We start from the raw sequence: 18,305 nt of genomic DNA on the forward strand, positions 1-18,305 counted from the left end.
TTGGAAAAACTATTAAAATATACTCTGACCTTATTTACCCTGTTGTTATGTAGCGCCATTGGTGGAAACTACAGTTTGAATGCTCGTAATTCGAGTGGTGAATTTCAAATTTCAAATTTACAACAGCAGGATACTACTAAGCGTGTTGTCTCAAAAAATGGACGATTGGTTAATAATAAATCTCCTTTTCATAAAGATAACCCAAACGCAAAAGATAGTACGCTTCGTTATCCTTTTGAAGATGAGAATGAAAACCAGGAATTTGGTTCTCAAAAAGAATCTCCTCTTTACCTTAAAGATCCAAAGAATATTCTAACATCAATTCAATATGATCCTGAAACGGGAAATTATATTTTGGTGAAGAGAATTGGCGAAATGGAGTATCGTCGAGGTATTAGTATGACTGCCGAAGAGTACAAGGAATACGAAGCGGAAAAATCGGTTCGCGATTACTGGATGGAAAGAAGTCGTAACGACGGAAATTCAGGTGGTAGTGAGTTGGTTCCAGAATTGAAATTAGGAGGCCAATTTGTTGATAAAATTTTTGGAAGCAATACCATTTCAATTAAACCACAAGGTTCTGCCGAATTAACTTTCGGAATTAATACAACTAAAGTTGAAAATCCTACACTTCCAGTAAACCTTCGAAAAACAACTAGTTTCGATTTTGATGAAAAAATTCAGATGAACGTTACGGGTACAGTTGGTGAGAAATTAAAAATGGACGTGAATTACAATACCGAAGCCACTTTTGATTTCGAAAACCAAATGCGCTTGGAATATTCCGGTGATGAAGATGAAATCATAAAAAAGATTGAGGCAGGTAATGTTTCTATGCCAATATCAAATACCTTAATTACAGGAGGACAAAACCTATTTGGGGTAAAGGCTCAATTGCAATTTGGTAAATTATCGGTTACATCGATTTTTTCGCAACAAAAAGGAGAAACTAGTGTTGTTGAAATGGAAAATGGCGCTCAAAAAAATGAGTTTGAGATTTCTGTAGATCAATATGAAGCCAATCGACATTTCTTTTTATCTAAATATTTCTACGATCATTACGATGAGTCCTTGCGCAATTTACCAGTTATAAATTCTGGTATTTCGATCAATAAAGTTGAAGTATGGATAACCAATAAGACCTCCAACTTTCAGAATTCTAGAAACCTTGTTGCATATGTTGATTTAGGTGAAAGCGCAGCTAACATTTCGAATCCAGGACAGTTTTCCCAAATAGGAACAGGAACATTACCAGGGAATGATTTGAATGATGTCTATCAGCAGATGACTACCACTTACTCTAACGTTAGAGATATTAATAGTGTAACAAGTACATTGGGACCTTTAGCTCCTGGATTTGCGAGTGGCACCGATTACGAAAAAGTGGAGAATGCTCGTAGGTTATCAGATTCAGAATATTCGATAAATGATAAATTAGGATACATTTCATTAAATCAAGCATTAAATGCTGATGAAGTTTTGGCAGTTTCCTATGAATATACCTATCGAGGACAAGTTTTTCGAGTTGGAGAATTTACAAGCGATGGAGTAAGTGCTCCACAAACCCTTATCATGAAATTGTTGAAAGGAACTAATTTGAATCCTACACTTCCTACCTGGGAGTTAATGATGAAGAATATCTATAATATTGGAGCTTACCAAGTTAATGCTGAGGATTTTATTCTGAATGTTCTTTATCAAAACGATCAGGCAGGTTCTCAATTGAATTATTTAGATGTTGATGGTGCTGGAAAGAATGAGATTTTACTAAGGTTGATGAACCTTGATAACTTGAATTCGCAATTAGATCCAAGTCCCGATGGGATGTTTGACTTTCTTGATGGTGTTACGATTAACTCTACAAACGGTCGAATTATTTTCCCATCGATAGAGCCTTTCGGTAGCTATCTAAGAAATGAAATTAATGATAATGCCTTAGCAGATCAATATGTGTTCGAAGAGTTATATGAATTAACGCAGAATGAAGCACAGCAAATTGCCGAAAAAAATAAATTCTCATTAAAAGGAAGCTATAAGTCATCTACCAGCTCTGAAATTTCTTTGAATGCATTGAATGTTCAGCCAGGATCGGTTGAAGTTAAAGCCGGGGGAATTAAGCTTATAGAGAATATTGACTACACTGTAGACTACACACTAGGTAGAGTGAAGATTATTAACCAAGCTCTTTTGGAAGCTGGAACACCAATCTCTATCTCTTCGGAAAGTAATTCATTATTCAATATTCAGACAAAAACTTTGGTTGGGGTTCAAATGGATTACCAATTTAACAACGATTTTAATTTAGGTGCAACAGTTATGCACTTGTCTGAACAGCCTTTAACGCAGAAGGTAAATATTGGTGATGAACCTATTTCGAATACCATTTGGGGTTTAAATGGATCATATAGGACAGAATCGATGTTCTTAACCAATTTGGTTGATAAACTTCCATTTATAGAAACTAAGGAACCATCTCAAATTTCTATTGAAGGTGAATTTGCCCAGCTAATGCCAGGACATAATAAAGCGATTGGTAGCTCAGGAACGGCTTATATCGATGATTTCGAAGGAACTGAAACTTCTATTGATATGAAGAACTATAACTCCTGGGTTTTAGCAAGTACACCACAAAATCATCCCGATTTTAAAGAAGGAGATTTGAATAATGATTTGGCATATGGTTATAATCGAGCAAAATTAGCTTGGTATGTAATTGATCCGCTTTTTAATAGAAACACTTCAACTACGCCTGCTCATATTCGTTCTGATAAGGAGCAATTATCAAATCACTATGTACGTGAAATTTATGAAGAAGAAATTTGGCCAAATAAGGAAACTGCAACTGGAGTTCCTACGAATATTTCGGTTCTAAATTTAGCCTATTACCCATCGGAAAAAGGGCCATATAACTTCGATGTTGACGGATTTTCAGATATTTCAACAGGTATGAATGAGGATGGAACCTTGAGAGATCCGGAAACTCGTTGGGGAGGTATTATGCGTAAGATTGAAACCAATGACTTTGAAGCTGCAAACATTGCATATATCGAGTTTTGGATGATGGATCCATTTGCTTATGACAAGACGCATAAAGGTGGTGATGTGTTAATCAACCTAGGGAATATTTCAGAGGATATTTTACGTGACTCAAGAAAGGGATTTGAGAATGGTTTGCCAACTGACGAAGTGGTTACACTTGTGGATAGTACAAAATGGGGACGAGTTCCTTTGGTTCAGTCTCTTGTGAATGCTTTCGATAACAATACCAATTCTAGAAAATATCAAGATGTTGGTTTGGATGGATTAAGTTCAGAGGATGAATTGTCGCATTATAAAGAATATATACAAGCTATTTCAATCTCGGCTAATTTAGGTTCTGGTTCAGAAGCATACGTTTTAGCTCAGAATGACCCTTCAAGTGATGATTATCATTACTTTAGAGGTGCAGATTACGATAGTGATGAAGTGAGTATTTTAGATCGTTACAAACAATTTAATGGTCCAGAAGGTAACTCTCCAACTTCTTCGGGAAGTGGATATCCTACATCTGCTACTACTTTACCTGATGTTGAAGATATTAATCATGACAATACGTTAAGTGAGTCAGAGGCATATTATCAATACAAGGTACATTTAGCTCCTGATGAAATGGAGATTGGTCAGAATTTTATTGTTGATAAGGTGACCAGTAATGTTGATTTAGCAAATGGAACTCCAGGAACTGTAAATTGGTATCAGTTTAAGATTCCTGTTGATGAATATGAAAATACATATGGTAACATAAGTGATTTTACATCAATTCGATTCATGAGAATGTTCATGAAAGATTTTGAAGAAGATGTGATTTTAAGATTTGCGACACTTGATTTGGTAAGAGATGATTGGAGAAGATACGATCAGTCGATTAACGAAGATCCTTTAGATGGTTCTCTTTCCGATGCAGGCTTTGATATTACAGCCATTAACATTGAGGAGAATGCCAGCAAGGAACCAGTGAATTATATCTTGCCTCCAGGAATCGATCGTGTAGTTGACCCAAGTAATCCTCAATTAATTCAATTGAATGAGCAGGCAATCTTATTAAAAGTAACTGACTTAGAAGATGGAAAAGGAAAGGGAGCCTACAAAACCCTAAACATGGATATCAGAAAGTATGGTAAACTGAAGATGGATGTTCATGCCGAAGAAATTGAAGGTTATACACTGAATGATGAAGAAGTACATGTTTTTATTCGTTTGGGAGCTGATTATCAGGATAACTACTACGAATATGAAATTCCATTGAAATTAACCGAACCGGGAATTTACGATGGGAATAATGATAATGATCGTTTAAGTGTATGGCCTGATGAGAATCGTTTTGATTTCAAACTTCGCTTATTCCAAACGATTAAACAATTACGTAATGATGGTTTACGAGAAGCCGGTTCCACATTGCAATACTCAGATGTTTATGATGTAAGGGTTGGTGACATTACCAACGATGCAGATCCATTACACGCGGATCATATTGTTAGAATCAAGGGTAATCCTAATTTAGCAAATGTAAAAACCGTAATGATTGGTGTTAAAAATCCTGACGAAGATGCTTCAGGAAGTGATGATAATTTACCTAAATCAGTAGAAGTTTGGTTGAATGAGTTACGTTTATCAGATTTTGATGAAGACGGTGGATGGGCTGCGAATCTAAGAGTAACAACTAAATTAGCAGATTTTGGTACGGTAACTTGGGCAGGAAGCAAAATTACTTCGGGTTTTGGTGGTATTGAAGATGGTGTAAACGATCGTTACAAAGATGATATTTTCCAATATGACCTTTCTGCAAGTTTTGAGCTGGGGAAATTCTTCCCAGAGAAATCAGGTGTTAGAATTCCATTGTATTACGCAATATCAGAAGAAACAATTAGTCCTGAATACAATCCGTTAGATCCTGATATTCCTTTGGACGTAGCATTGGAAAATGCCAACTCAAAAACAGAGAGGGATTCAATTGAGCGTATTTCACAGGAATATACGAAGCGAAAAAGTTTTAACTTGACCAATGTTCGAATTGAAAAAGCTGAAGGGAAGCCTAAATTATTGGATGTTTCCAATTTAGCAGTTACCTATTCCTTCAACGAAACTTATTCTAGAGATGTAAATACGATACGTGATCTTGAAAAGAATTACCGAGGAGTATTGAGCTATAATTATAACAACAGACCCAAAAATGTTCAACCATTTAAAAAGGTAAAAGCATTTCAGAAACCAATGTTTCGTTTGTTGAAAGATTTTAATTTCTACTATTTACCAACTCAGCTTTCTTTCCGATCGGATTTGCAAAGATATTATCGAGAAATTGAGAAGCGAAACATTGATGAGCCGGGGATTAAAATCAAACCTACTTTTGATAAAGATTTTGTTTGGTACCGTTATTACGATTTAAAATACAACTTAACCAAAGGATTGAAGTTCGATTTTTCGGCAACAAATACATCTCGTATTGATGAGCCTGAAGGAATTGTTGATAGAGATAGAGACAGAGAAACGTATAACATTTGGAAAGATTCGATTTGGAACAATTTAATGGATGGAGGTCGAAATATTCAATACCATCATAACTTTAATGTTACCTATACGGTTCCTATTAATAAGATTCCATTTTTAAATTGGACCTCACTAAACACGCGTTATTCTGGTTCATATGATTGGAATGCTGGGGCAATAACATCTGATACTATAGAGCTAGGAAACACAATTCGAAATTCGAATAACATACAAGTTAATGGCCAGTTGAACATGGTTAATTTGTATAATAAAGTAGGTTTACTAAAGAAAATTAATCGAAAATATAGTTCGAATCGAAAATACAAGAAGAAAGCTAAAGATTATAAAAAGGTTAATTTTGAGAGCAATGTTGATGAATTAAAGGCTGGAATTCCAACTTCGATTTACCATAAGCTAATGACCACAGATATTACTGTTAAGGCCTATGATAAGCAAGGGAAAGAGGTTAAGCTTAAAGTAAAAGCGGTAACAGGCAACAGAGCGAAAATTACATCAAGTGTTAACGTAAAAGATGTAAGAGTTAGGGTAAATGGTCGACTAACCGAAAAAGATGGTATACTCGCTATAATTGGAGAGAATTTCTTGAGAACTTTAATGAGTGTACGGAATATCTCTCTTAATTATTCGGAGATTAATTCTACCACTTTACCAGGATATTTGCCACAAACGAATTATTTCGGAGGTGAATCATATAATGGAACAAAGGCACCAGGTTTTAATTTCTTAGTTGGTAATCAAGACAAAAGTTTTGCTAGAAATGCAGCTGCTGATGGATGGATTACTACTGACGAGGCACTGAATGAACCCTTTGTAATGACTCACACTCAGAACTTCACAATTCGTAGTACTATTGAGCCAGTTAAAGGATTGAAGATAGACTTGACTGCAAACCGTAATTTTTCTAGAAATAGAAGTGAGTACTATATCTACGACGAAGGGAATGACGAGTTTAGTGCCGAGAATTTAGTGAAATCGGGTAATTTTAGCATGAGCTTCTTAAGTCTGAAGTCAGCATTCTTTACCATTGGTAATACTGGAGATTATTCTTCTGAATATTTTGATGAATTCCTGACGAATCGAAAATTAGAATCGATGCGATTGGCTAAGAATCGATATGGGGAAGATTATTTAAATCAGAAAGAAACGATTGTAATTGGAGAAGGTGTCAATCAGCAAACTGTTGAAACGGGTTATTATGAGGGCTATGGTCCAACTTCTCAAGAAGTGCTTATTCCAGCCTTTCTGAAAGCATATGGTGGAGGAGGAAGTAAGTATAATAAGCTATTCCCAAGCATCACGAAGATGATGCCGAACTGGAGGGTAACATTTGATGGTTTATCGAAATTACCACTTATAAAAAGATACTTTAAATCGATAAACCTTAGTCATGCGTATACTTCTACTTATGATGTAGGTTCTTACAATACGAATTTAACATACGAAGCTGGCGACGATGGTTATAGTATTATTCAAGATATGTCGAATAACTTTTTACCTATGTATGAAGCCAACTCTATTTCAATTAACGAACAGTTTAATCCTTTGATTAATGTTGATATGATGTGGAAAAATAATTTCACTACAACATTCGAAATTAAACGAACACGTAATTTAATATTGAGTCTTGCAAATACGCAGTTAACTGAGGTTGCTTCAAGCGAATTTATATTTGGGTTAGGTTATCGATTTGACAATTTAGGGTTAATTATCGGTCAGGGGTCGAGTCAGAAGAAATTTAATAGTAGTTTAAATCTTCGTGGAGACTTGTCTATTAGAAAGAATAATACAATTATTAGAAAGATTGTTGATGAAGTTGATCAATTGACATCGGGGCAGAAAGTTGTAACTATAAAAATGTCGGCAGATTATGTTTTAAGTAGTCGTTTCAACCTTCGTTTATATTACGATAGAATTGTTAACGAGCCTTATGTTTCTCTTTCTTATCCAACTACAACAACCGAATTTGGTGTTAGTGTACGCTTTACCTTAGCTAATTAATACGGATGAGTTGATTTATTTGGGATAAATGGAATGAGTAAGAATAAGTTGTAAAACAGTGAAAACTGAAAGAAGTCATATTTTATAATTGGAAAAAAAATGTAAATTTGGGGCAAAATAAAGAACTAGACTTAAACAAGAATTATCATGAACGTACCTGAAAATTTAAAGTTTACAAAAGATCACGAATGGATTCGTGTTGAAGGTGATGCAGCCTTTATTGGTGTTACTGATTTTGCTCAAGGAGAATTAGGTGATATCGTTTTTATCGAAGTTGAAACTGAAGGTGAGACTTTGGATAGAGAAGAAGTTTTTGGAACTATTGAAGCTGTAAAAACTGTTTCTGATATGTTTATGCCATTGAGTGGTGAAGTATTGGAATTCAACGAGAAGTTGGAAGATGCTCCAGACTTGGTAAACTCTGATCCTTATGGTGACGGTTGGATTATTAAAGTAAATATTGCTGAAGCTTCAGAACTTGAAGAATTACTTTCTGCAGAAGCTTACAAAGCTTTATTGTAAGGATTCAATAAGATATAAAGCCCTTCATACATTGTGTGAGGGGCTTTTTTTTGCTTTATATATTTGTGTTTAGAGCAAAAAAAAAGCAGGCTCAAAAGCCTGCTTTTCAAATATATGAGAATTGTATATTACAATTTCTTTTTTACTTCGGTTTCTTCGAAAGCTTCTACCATATCGCCAACTTTAATGTCGTTGTATTTCTCGATATTCAATCCACATTCGTAACCTTTTGCAACTTCTTTCACATCATCCTTGAATCGTTTCAATGAACCAAGAGCTCCGGAGTAAATAACGATACCTTCACGAATTAAACGAATCTTAGAACTACGCTTAATCTTACCTTCACGAACAATACAACCTGCAATTGTACCAACTTTAGATATATTGAATGTCTCAGTAACCTCAACAGTAGCCACAATCTCTTCTTTAATCTCAGGAGAAAGCATACCTTCCATTGCAGATTTCAATTCTTCGATAGCATCGTAGATAATTGAGTACAATCTGATATCGATTTCTTCCTTCTCAGCAATTCGTCTTGCTCCGATTGAAGGTCTTACTTGGAAACCAACAATAATCGCGTTAGAAGCGGTTGCAAGCATAACATCTGATTCAGAAATCTGACCAACAGCTTTATGAATAACGTTTACTTGAATTTCTTCAGTTGATAGTTTGATTAATGAGTCAGAAAGTGCCTCAATAGAACCATCCACGTCACCCTTAACAATAACGTTAAGTTCCTGGAAGTTTCCGATAGCAATACGACGACCAATTTCATCAAGAGTAATATGCTTCTGAGTTCTCAGACCCTGCTCACGCTGTAATTGCTCACGTTTGTTAGCAATACCACGAGCTTCCTTCTCACTCTCCATTACATTGAAATTGTCACCCGCTTGTGGTGCACCATTCAAACCAAGAATCAATGCTGGTTCCGAAGGACCAACTGCATCAATTTTCTTACCACGTTCGTTAAACATAGCCTTAACGTGACCAGTGTAACTACCTGCTAGTAGAATATCACCAACTTTAAGTGTTCCTGCTTGAACCAATAAAGTTGTAACGTAACCTCTACCTTTATCTAGTGATGATTCAATTACTGAACCAATCGCACGTTTCTTTGGATTTGCTCTCAATTCAAGTAGTTCAGCTTCAAGCAATACTTTTTCAAGTAACTCTTCGATGTTAACACCGTTTTTCGCTGAAATTTCCTGACACTGATATTTACCACCCCAGTCTTCAACCAGGTAGTTCATGTTAGCAAGTTCACTCTTAATTCTTTCTGGATCTGCACCATCTTTATCGATCTTATTGATCGCAAATACGATTGGTACACCTGCTGCACTTGCGTGATTGATTGCCTCAATTGTTTGTGGCATCACGTTATCATCGGCAGCAACAATAATAATAACAATATCGGTAACTTGAGCACCACGAGCACGCATTGCTGTAAAGGCTTCGTGACCCGGTGTATCAAGGAAAGAAACACGTCTTCCATCATCAAGTTTCACATTGTAAGCACCAATATGCTGAGTAATACCCCCTGCTTCACCATCGATTACATTCGCATGACGAACATAGTCAAGTAATGATGTTTTACCGTGGTCAACGTGACCCATTACGGTAACAATAGGAGCTCTGTCAATTAAATCTTCTTCTTTGTCTTCTTCTTCAATAATAGACTCCTGAATTTCAACACTAACGAATTCGGCTTCGAAACCGAACTCATCAGCAACAACTGAAATTGTCTCAGCATCCAATCGTTGATTGATTGATACAAATAGACCAAGTCCCATACATGTTCCGATAATTTGGTAACTGGCACTTCCATCATGGTTGCTAATTCGTTCACAGTCACAAATTCTGTCAGCTTAAGAACGTTCTTTTCAGCTTCAATTTGTTCTGCAATTTTCTCACGTTTCGCACTTTCAACTTCACGCTTATCGCGACGGTGCTTTGAGCCTTTCGATTTTCCACCCTTAGATGTTAATCTAGCTAAAGTATCTTTAATTTGCTTTTGAACATCTTCTTCGCTAACCTCTTTTTTAACAGCTTTCTTCTTCTTCAGTTTAGAAAATCTAGAAGCTCCAGCACCAGTACCTCTTACTCTACCTTCCGTTGAGTTTGTTGGTTTTCCTGGTTTTCCTGGTTTTGCTTGCCCTGGGTTAGCTACATTTACTTTTTCAGTATCTTTTCTAATTCTTTTACGCTTTTTACGCTGATTAGAAGATACTTTCTCTTTGTTTCCTGCACCAGGTTTCTTTTCTACCGGAAGTTCAATTTTTCCAATAACCGTAGGACCTGTTAATTTCTTGGTAGAAGATTTATAAATTTCTTCTTTCCCTGTCTCTGAGCTATCTTGAGCATTAGGCTTAGGAGAAGCAACTTTTTGTTTTTCTCTTCTTTCCTCCTCTTTCTCAGCTTTTGTTTTTTTGGCAGGGCGAGTTTTTTGATTTAACGAAGCCAAATCAATTTTACCCACCACTTTAAGCTCATCTTTTTTCTCCTCTTTAGGAGCTTGAGCTTTTTCCTCTTTTTTCGGGGTTTCCATTTTAACAGTTTGGTCATCCTGAACAGGCTTTTTAGCAGATTCAGATGGTTGTTCAGTAACTTCTTCTTTTGCAGGTTGAGCCTTTTCAACTACCGGTTTCTCAACAGCTTTTTCTGCTTTAGGAGCCTCTTTCTTTGGTTCCTCAGACTTTACTGGTTCAACAGGTTTCTCTTCCTTCTTTATTTTAGGTTCAGTTACAACTTCCTGCTTCACAGCTTTAGGTTGTTTCGACTTAGGCTTAAGTGCATCTAAATCAATCTTACCTACTACTTTAACAGGATCTTTAGCAACTGGCTTTTCTACTACTATTTCAGCAACTTCTTCTTTGCTACTCTTTTCTGGTTCCGAATCTTCTGAAACATTTTCAATTGAAACTGTTTCTTTCTTCTCACGCGTGCTCTTCAGATTTACTTTCTCGGATTCCTTCTTCAGATTCAAATCTGAACTATATTCTTTTGCAAGAATATCATAAGCCTCTCCGGACACTTTGTTATTAGGGTTTGAATCCATTTCAATCCCTTTTTTGTTCAAGAATTCCACAATAGTAGTAATACCTACATTGAATTCTCGTGCTAGTTTACTAAGTCTTATATTTTTATTGACTTTTGTCATATTCTGAAGTTAACTGTTAAATGTCCCGTTATAATAATTTACATCATGATTCTGAAGAATTTAATTATTCGAACTCGGATCTAAAAATATTCAAAATATCATTAATAGTCTCGATCTCAAGATCTGTTCTTTTTTCTAATTCCTCTGCTGTAAGTTCCAACACAGAACGGGCAGTGTCGCAACCTATTTTCTTAAATTCTTCGATGATCCAAGCTTCAATCTCATCATTAAATTCTGACAAGTTTACATCTTCTTCACCTTCAACCTCACTTTGTACTTTCTCACGATAAACGTCTATTTCGTAACCAGTAAGTTGACCTGCAAGTTTTATATTTAAACCACCTTTACCAATTGCCAAAGATACTTCTTCTGGATTTAAGTATACTTCAGCTTTGCTAGTTTCATCGTTAAACTTAACCGAGTTTACTTTGGCTGGGTTAAGTGCACGTGAAATAAACAAAGAGGTGTTTGTTGTATAATTAATGACGTCGATATTTTCGTTTCTCAACTCACGAACAATACCGTGAATTCTCGATCCTTTCATACCAACACAAGCTCCAACAGGATCAATACGCTCGTCGTATGATTCTACTGCAACCTTTGCTCTCTCACCAGGAGTACGAACGATATTTTTGATTGTAATCAATCCATCAAAAATCTCAGGAACCTCAAGTTCAAATAAACGCTCAAGGAATACAGGAGATGTTCTGGATATAATAATAAGAGGACTGTTGTTTTTCACTTCAACACGAACAACAACCGCTCTCAGAGTTTCACCTTTACGGAAATAATCCGAAGGAATCTGCTCTGTTTTTGGCATAATCAACTCGTTACCTTCATCGTCGATAACAAGAATCTCTTTTTTCCAAATCTGATAAACTTCACCAGTGATAATCTCACCAATCCTGTCTTTGTAAGTATTAAAGATATTATCCTTCTCAAGCTCCATAATACGAGCTGATAGGTTTTGACGAAGTGTCAGAATTGAACGACGTCCAAAATCTAAGAATTTAACTTCATCAGTTACCTCTTCACCAAGTTCATAATCTTCATCTATTTTCTTAGCTTCAGATAGTGTGATTTGAAGGTTTTTATCTTCAATATCAGCATCAGCAACTACTTCACGATTTCTCCAAATCTCCAAATCACCCTTGTCAGGGTTAATGATGATGTCAAAGTTTTCATCAGTACCGTAATTTTTCAATAGAAGGTTTCGGAATACATCTTCCAAAACACTCATCATGGTTGCACGATCGATGTTTTTTAACTCTTTAAATTCTGAAAAAGTTTCAATAAGATTCATATGACTCAGCGATTCACTTGTTAAAAAGTAATTATATCTTTTGTTGATTTAATTTGATCAAATTTGAAAGTGTAAGACTTAACAACGAGTTGCTTTTTCTTTTTTCCTTCAACTTTAATTTTTTCCTCAACTTCAATTTCTATTTCTTCATCACCTACGGTGATTAATTTTCCTATAAATTTAAGTCCTTCTGTCGTTAATACCTCAACATCTTTGTTTAAAAATTTGTGGTATTGCTTAAGAACTTGAAAAGGTTGACCAATACCTGCAGATGTAACTTGCAATTCAAAGTCCTCTATCTCACGATCAAAGTGCTTTTCAATTGCGCGGCTTAACTCAATGCATGTAATGATTGGCACTCCTTGTAAACTGTCGATCGCAATATAAATTGCGTTCCCTGCTGAAACGCTAAGCTCAACCAAAAATAGGTCGGTATCAGCAATTTCATTTTCAACAATTTCAGTTATAATTTTTTTATCAATCATATATCGGTTAATGTCAATAAAATAGGGGACTTTTTGTCCCCTAAAGTTCACGTACTGCTTACTTTTCGATGCAAAATTAGATATAAATGTTCTAAAAAACAAATGAGACTCTTCTAAATTATTGTATTCTAATTGCTAATGAATATTTATTTTGCCTGATAATGAGAATTTTTGGACAAGTTCCTTAAAATCTATTGTTTAATAATCGGTACTAGATTCGGTGAAATGAACTTCAAGGGATGATGAGTAGAATTAAAAATGAAAGAATACGAATGGTTCGTGCTTGGGATTTTGGATATAGCTGGGATAGGCTTTGTTGACTAGTTTTTATACATTTGTTGCTAAGCCCTATACACAATTGCCTATGACGATAGAAAATAGATTCAAAAAGAAAATTGTAAATGATCCGGTTCACGGTTTTATTCATATCCCATCAGGAATATCATACGAGTTGGTTGAGCATTCTTTTTTTCAGCGTTTAAGAAGGATTAAGCAATTAGGCTTGACTTTCCTAGTGTTTCCTGGAGCCTTTCATAATCGATTTCAACATGCTTTAGGGGCAACTCATTTAATGAGTTTGGCAATTGAAACCATTCGCTCAAAGGGGCATGTGATTACAGAAGAGGAAGAAGAGGGAGTTTATGCTGCAATTTTATTACACGATATAGGACATGGTCCTTTTTCACATGCTTTAGAGTACAGTATCGTTAATGGGATAACGCATGAACGCATTTCGGAATTGTTTATGAGCCGACTAAACCAACAATTCGAAGGAGAACTTAGTTTGGCGATTCAAATTTTCAAGAATGAATATCCTAAACGATTTTTAAATCAGTTGGTGTCTAGTCAATTAGATATGGATCGATTGGACTATTTAAGAAGGGATAGTTTTTTTGCCGGTGTGACTGAAGGAGTCGTTGGATCGGCACGAATCATTAAAATGCTAGATGTTAGGAATGATCAGTTGGTAGTCGAGGCAAAGGGAATCTATTCTATTGAGAAGTTTTTAATAGCACGACGTTTAATGTATTGGCAGGTATATTTGCATAAAACGGTTATTGCTGCAGAGGAAATGCTTGTTTATATTCTGAAGAGGGCTAAATATCTTGCTGAACGTGGGGAGGAATTATTTGCAACACCATCTTTGCAGTATTTTTTATACAATAAAGTGGGAGAGTTGGAGTTTGAGAACCCAAATCCTGTGTTAGATGGTAAAAGTGCTTTGGAGGTTTTTGCTGATCTGGATGATGATGATATCATGGTGAGTTTAAAAGTATGGTCAAATCATAGTGATCGAGTACTTTCTTATCTATGTAAGTGCATCCGCGATCGACAATTGTATAAAATTGAGATTCAAAAAACTGCTTTTACTAAAGAATATATTGATCAGGTAAGAATGAAAGTGAAAAGTTATTTTGCTTGTTCAAATCATGCTTTAGACTTTTTGGTGATTTCTAATTCGATTAGCAATAATGCGTACAGTTCTGATGATGATCAAATAAATATTCTTTATAAAGATGATAGCCAGTGTGACATTGGAGAGGCTTCGGATATGTTAGATGCTTCTGTTTTATCAAAAACAGTGAAGAAATACTACCTCTGTTACCCTAAAATTTAAGGTTTCTAGGTTCATGATTTTGATAAGATAAGTTGATTTTCACAACAATTTATCTGTTTGTTTCTTTCTTGATAAAGCAGGCAATGGACGAAAAAATTTCATGTGCATGAAATAATTATTAGATTTGCAGAAATTTTTTTCTTATTAATCAACGATATTGGATGATTTGTTTTTGAGTATTTGCTCAGAAAATCAGGAATAAAAAAGATCATTTAAGTGGTTTGATAAAAAGTAGAACAAATGGAATTTAGAGCACAAGATATTGCAGAGTTTCTGAACGGTGAAGTCGAAGGAGACGGAACTGTTGCAGTAAATAATGTATCCAGAATTGAAGAAGGTAAGCCAGGAACATTATCGTTTTTAGCCAATCCAAAATATGCACATTATATTTATGAAACTAAATCATCGATTGTTTTAGTAAATAAGGATTTTGTAGCTGATAAAGAAATCGTAGCAACTTTAGTTCGTGTTGACGACGCCTATCAGGCTTTAGCGCAACTGCTTGAGATGTATGAGCAGAGCAAACCTCAGCATGTTGGAGTTGAGCAGCCTTCGTTTGTGAGTAAAACAGCACAAGTTGGCGAACAAGTTTATATTGGAGCCTTTGCTTATATCGGTAGCAATGTTAAGCTTGGTAAGAATGTCAAGATTTATCCTCACTCTTATGTTGGAGATAATGTAATTATAGGTGATAACACCGTTTTAAACTCCGGAGTTAAAATTTATGAGAATTGCAAAATTGGTGCAGAATGTATTTTCCATTCGGGTGTTGTAATTGGTGGTGATGGTTTTGGGTTTGCTCCTTCATCAGCCAATAATTACAAAAAAGTTCCTCAGGTAGGTAATGTTGTGATTGAAGATCATGTAGAGATTGGCGCAAATACCTGTGTTGACAGAGCAACGATGGGATCAACTATCATTCGTAAAGGAGTGAAGTTGGATAACCTAATTCAGGTGGCACACAATGTTGAAATTGATGAAAATACGGTGATTGCTTCTCAAACAGGGCTTGCAGGGAGTACCAAAATTGGTAAGAATTGCATGATTGGTGGGCAAGTTGGTTTTGCTGGGCACATTAGTATTGCTGATGAAGTAAAAATTGCAGCGCAATCCGGGCTTGGGAAAAATATCAAGAAAGTTGGAACGGTTGTTCAAGGATCACCTGCTTTTGAATTCGGTCCATACCAAAAATCATATGTGTTGTTCAAGAACCTGCCTAAAATGCGTGAGCAAATCATGACATTGGAGAAGGAGTTGAAAGAATTGAAGAAAGAATAAAAGAAAGTTTTCTTTCAATTATTAAACCTGGAATTAAAAATATTGGTGTCAAGTTATGGCTGATAAACAAAGAACTTTAGCAAAAGAATTTTCTCTTTCGGGGAAAGGTTTACATACAGGGGTAGAGGTTTCAATTAAATTTTTGCCTGCACCAGAGAACCATGGTTACCAGTTCAGAAGAGTTGATCTTGAAGGACAACCAACAATAAAAGCTAGTGCCGAATATGTTGGCGATACGTCTAGAGGAACAGTTTTAGAAAAGGGTGATGTGAAAGTTCAAACAGTTGAGCATGCCTTATCCGCTCTTTACGGTTTAGGTGTTGATAACTGCATGATTGAGATGAACTCTCCTGAACCTCCTATCTTGGATGGAAGTGCAAAGTTTTATGTAGAAGGAATAGAGGAAGTTGGAATTGTTGAGCAAGATGCGGTTCGTGAATACTACGTTGTAAAAGAGAGAATTACTTATAAGGATGAAGCTCGTGGATCAGAATTAATAATTCTGCCGGATAATGAGTTTAGTGTAAATACTATGATTTCTTTTGACTCGAAAGTTTTGAGAAATCAGTTTGCGAGCATGAATAGTTTGAGCGAATACAAGAACGAGATTTCGATGTGCCGTACATTCGTCTTTGTTCGTGAGCTAGAATTTCTTTTAAATAACAACCTTGTAAAAGGTGGTGATTTAGATAATGCGATTGTAATTATGGATCAGCCAATGGAGCAGGCTGAGTTAGATCGTATTGCAGATTTATTTGATCACGAAAGTGTTGAAGTAAAAGAAGGCGTTCTTAGTAATGTAGATTTGTATTTCGATAACGAATGTGCCCGTCACAAATTGCTTGATGTAATTGGTGATTTAGCACTTTGTGGTAAGTTTATAAAAGGTAGAGTTATTGCAACCTGCCCAGGTCACGGTCCTAATACCGAGATGGCTAAAGTATTAATCAATAGAATTAAAAAAGAGATGGGAAAAGATTCAGTACCGGCTTACGATCCTAATAAAGAGCCTGTTTTAGACATTAATGGGGTAATGAAATTGTTACCACATCGTCCTCCATTTTTGTTGGTTGACAAGATTATCGATATTCAAAGCGATAGCATCGTTGGGGTAAAAAATGTTTCAATGAACGAACCATTTTTTGTTGGTCACTTCCCGGGAGAACCTGTAATGCCGGGTGTTCTTATGGTTGAAGCTATGGCTCAATGTGGAGGTATTTTAGTTTTAAGTCAGGTTGATGATCCAGAGAATTATGGAACTTACTTTCTGACTCAAAACAATATCAAGTTTAGAAAAAAGGTTGTTCCAGGCGATACCTTAATTTTTAAATTAGAATTCTTGTCGCCTATTCGTCGTGGAATTGCTAATATGAGAGGTTTGGCTTATGTGGGTGATACCATTGTAGCTGAAGGTGAGTTCATGGCTCAGATTGCCAAGAAGAAGTAAGAATTTTTAACTACTACGATGCACACTCTTATTTTATTTGGGGTTTGCCAGTAAATAAAAAATATAAAATGAAGCAACCCTTAGCTTATGTACATCCGGAGGCAAAAATTGCCGACAATGTAGTTATCGAACCTTTCGTAACTATAGACAAGGATGTTGTGATTGAAGAAGGAACACGTATTGGTTCTAATGCAACCATTCTTGAAGGTACACGTATTGGAAAAAACTGTAATGTATTTCCAGGTGCTGTAATTGGTGCTGTACCTCAGGATTTGAAATACCGTGGCGAAAAGACAACTGTTGAGATTGGAAATAATACAACAATTCGCGAATGTGTAACTATTAATAGAGGAACAGCTGCAAAAGGTAAAACTGTTGTAGGTGATAACTGCTTACTAATGGCTTACTCTCACATTGCTCATGACAGTATCTTGGGTAATAATATTATTATTGGAAATGCTTCTCAGATTGCTGGTGAAGTTGTGATCGATGATTTCGCTATTTTAAGTGGACTTGTGGCTGTGCACCAATTTGTACACATTGGTTCACATGTAATGGTTTCAGGTGGATCATTAGTTCGTAAAGATATTCCTCCATTTGTGAAAGCAGCTCGTGAGCCAGTTTCATATGTAGGAGTTAACTCAATCGGTTTACGTCGTCGTGAGTATTCGAACGATAAGATTCGTGAGATTCAGGATGTGTATCGTTACCTTTACCAAAAAGGAATGAATAATTTCGCAGCGATTGAAGCAATTGAAGCAGAGATGCCAGCTTCACCAGAGCGTGATGAGATTATCCTTTTCGTTAAGAACTCAAAAAGAGGTATTATGCGTGGGTATTTCCCAGAATAATCCCGATAGATTTATCTAGCGGAATTATATCATTATTTCCCTGAGTAATCCATCGCTTTAAACGATATAAAAAAAAGAGAGGCTTTCAATTGAAAGGCT

At 35.8% G+C, this 18,305-nt stretch carries 9 protein-coding genes; 6 read left to right on the forward strand and 3 right to left on the reverse strand.

Features of this window, described 5'->3' with window-relative positions:
- Positions 1-7,545, forward strand: coding sequence for a T9SS outer membrane translocon Sov/SprA (gene sov, locus L3049_RS15295; RefSeq protein WP_275110690.1), 7,545 nt, complete (start codon positions 1-3; stop codon positions 7,543-7,545).
- Between the two features lie 147 nt (positions 7,546-7,692).
- Positions 7,693-8,067: a glycine cleavage system protein GcvH gene (gcvH, locus tag L3049_RS15300; RefSeq protein ID WP_275110691.1), complete on the forward strand. Its 375-nt coding sequence runs from the start codon at positions 7,693-7,695 to the stop codon at positions 8,065-8,067.
- A gap of 128 nt (positions 8,068-8,195) precedes the next feature.
- Here the strand turns inward: gcvH and infB are convergent, their stop codons facing one another.
- From infB to rimP, 3 genes are all read right to left on the reverse strand, one after another.
- Complete coding sequence (gene infB, locus L3049_RS15305) at positions 8,196-9,857, reverse strand: translation initiation factor IF-2 (RefSeq protein WP_275110692.1); 1,662 nt, start codon at positions 9,855-9,857, stop codon at positions 8,196-8,198.
- A gap of 1,431 nt (positions 9,858-11,288) precedes the next feature.
- A complete protein-coding gene (nusA, locus tag L3049_RS15315; protein WP_275110693.1) occupies positions 11,289-12,527 on the reverse strand; it encodes a transcription termination factor NusA in 1,239 nt (412 codons plus the stop codon).
- Positions 12,528-12,547: 20 nt separating this feature from the next.
- Positions 12,548-13,012, reverse strand: coding sequence for a ribosome assembly cofactor RimP (gene rimP / locus L3049_RS15320; protein ID WP_275110694.1), 465 nt, complete (start codon positions 13,010-13,012; stop codon positions 12,548-12,550).
- Positions 13,013-13,376: 364 nt separating this feature from the next.
- Here rimP and L3049_RS15325 point away from each other — a divergent pair, with 364 nt between their 5' ends.
- The 4 genes from L3049_RS15325 to lpxA all read left to right on the forward strand — a co-directional run bounded on the left by L3049_RS15325 (position 13,377) and on the right by lpxA (position 18,206).
- Positions 13,377-14,630 (forward strand): HD domain-containing protein, encoded by a 1,254-nt coding sequence (locus L3049_RS15325; protein WP_275110695.1) that lies wholly within the window; start codon positions 13,377-13,379, stop codon positions 14,628-14,630.
- Positions 14,631-14,870: 240 nt separating this feature from the next.
- Entirely contained in the window at positions 14,871-15,908 is a 1,038-nt protein-coding gene (lpxD, locus tag L3049_RS15330) for a UDP-3-O-(3-hydroxymyristoyl)glucosamine N-acyltransferase (protein ID WP_275110696.1), read from the forward strand.
- A 55-nt stretch (positions 15,909-15,963) separates the two neighbouring features.
- Positions 15,964-17,355, forward strand: a complete 1,392-nt coding sequence (locus tag L3049_RS15335; RefSeq protein WP_275110697.1) for a bifunctional UDP-3-O-[3-hydroxymyristoyl] N-acetylglucosamine deacetylase/3-hydroxyacyl-ACP dehydratase — start codon at positions 15,964-15,966, stop codon at positions 17,353-17,355.
- A 68-nt stretch (positions 17,356-17,423) separates the two neighbouring features.
- Complete coding sequence (gene lpxA, locus L3049_RS15340; protein WP_275110698.1) at positions 17,424-18,206, forward strand: acyl-ACP--UDP-N-acetylglucosamine O-acyltransferase; 783 nt, start codon at positions 17,424-17,426, stop codon at positions 18,204-18,206.
- Positions 18,207-18,305 lie beyond the last annotated feature (99 nt).

This window comes from Labilibaculum sp. DW002 (genome assembly GCF_029029525.1).
Classification (GTDB): domain Bacteria; phylum Bacteroidota; class Bacteroidia; order Bacteroidales; family Marinifilaceae; genus Paralabilibaculum; species Paralabilibaculum antarcticum.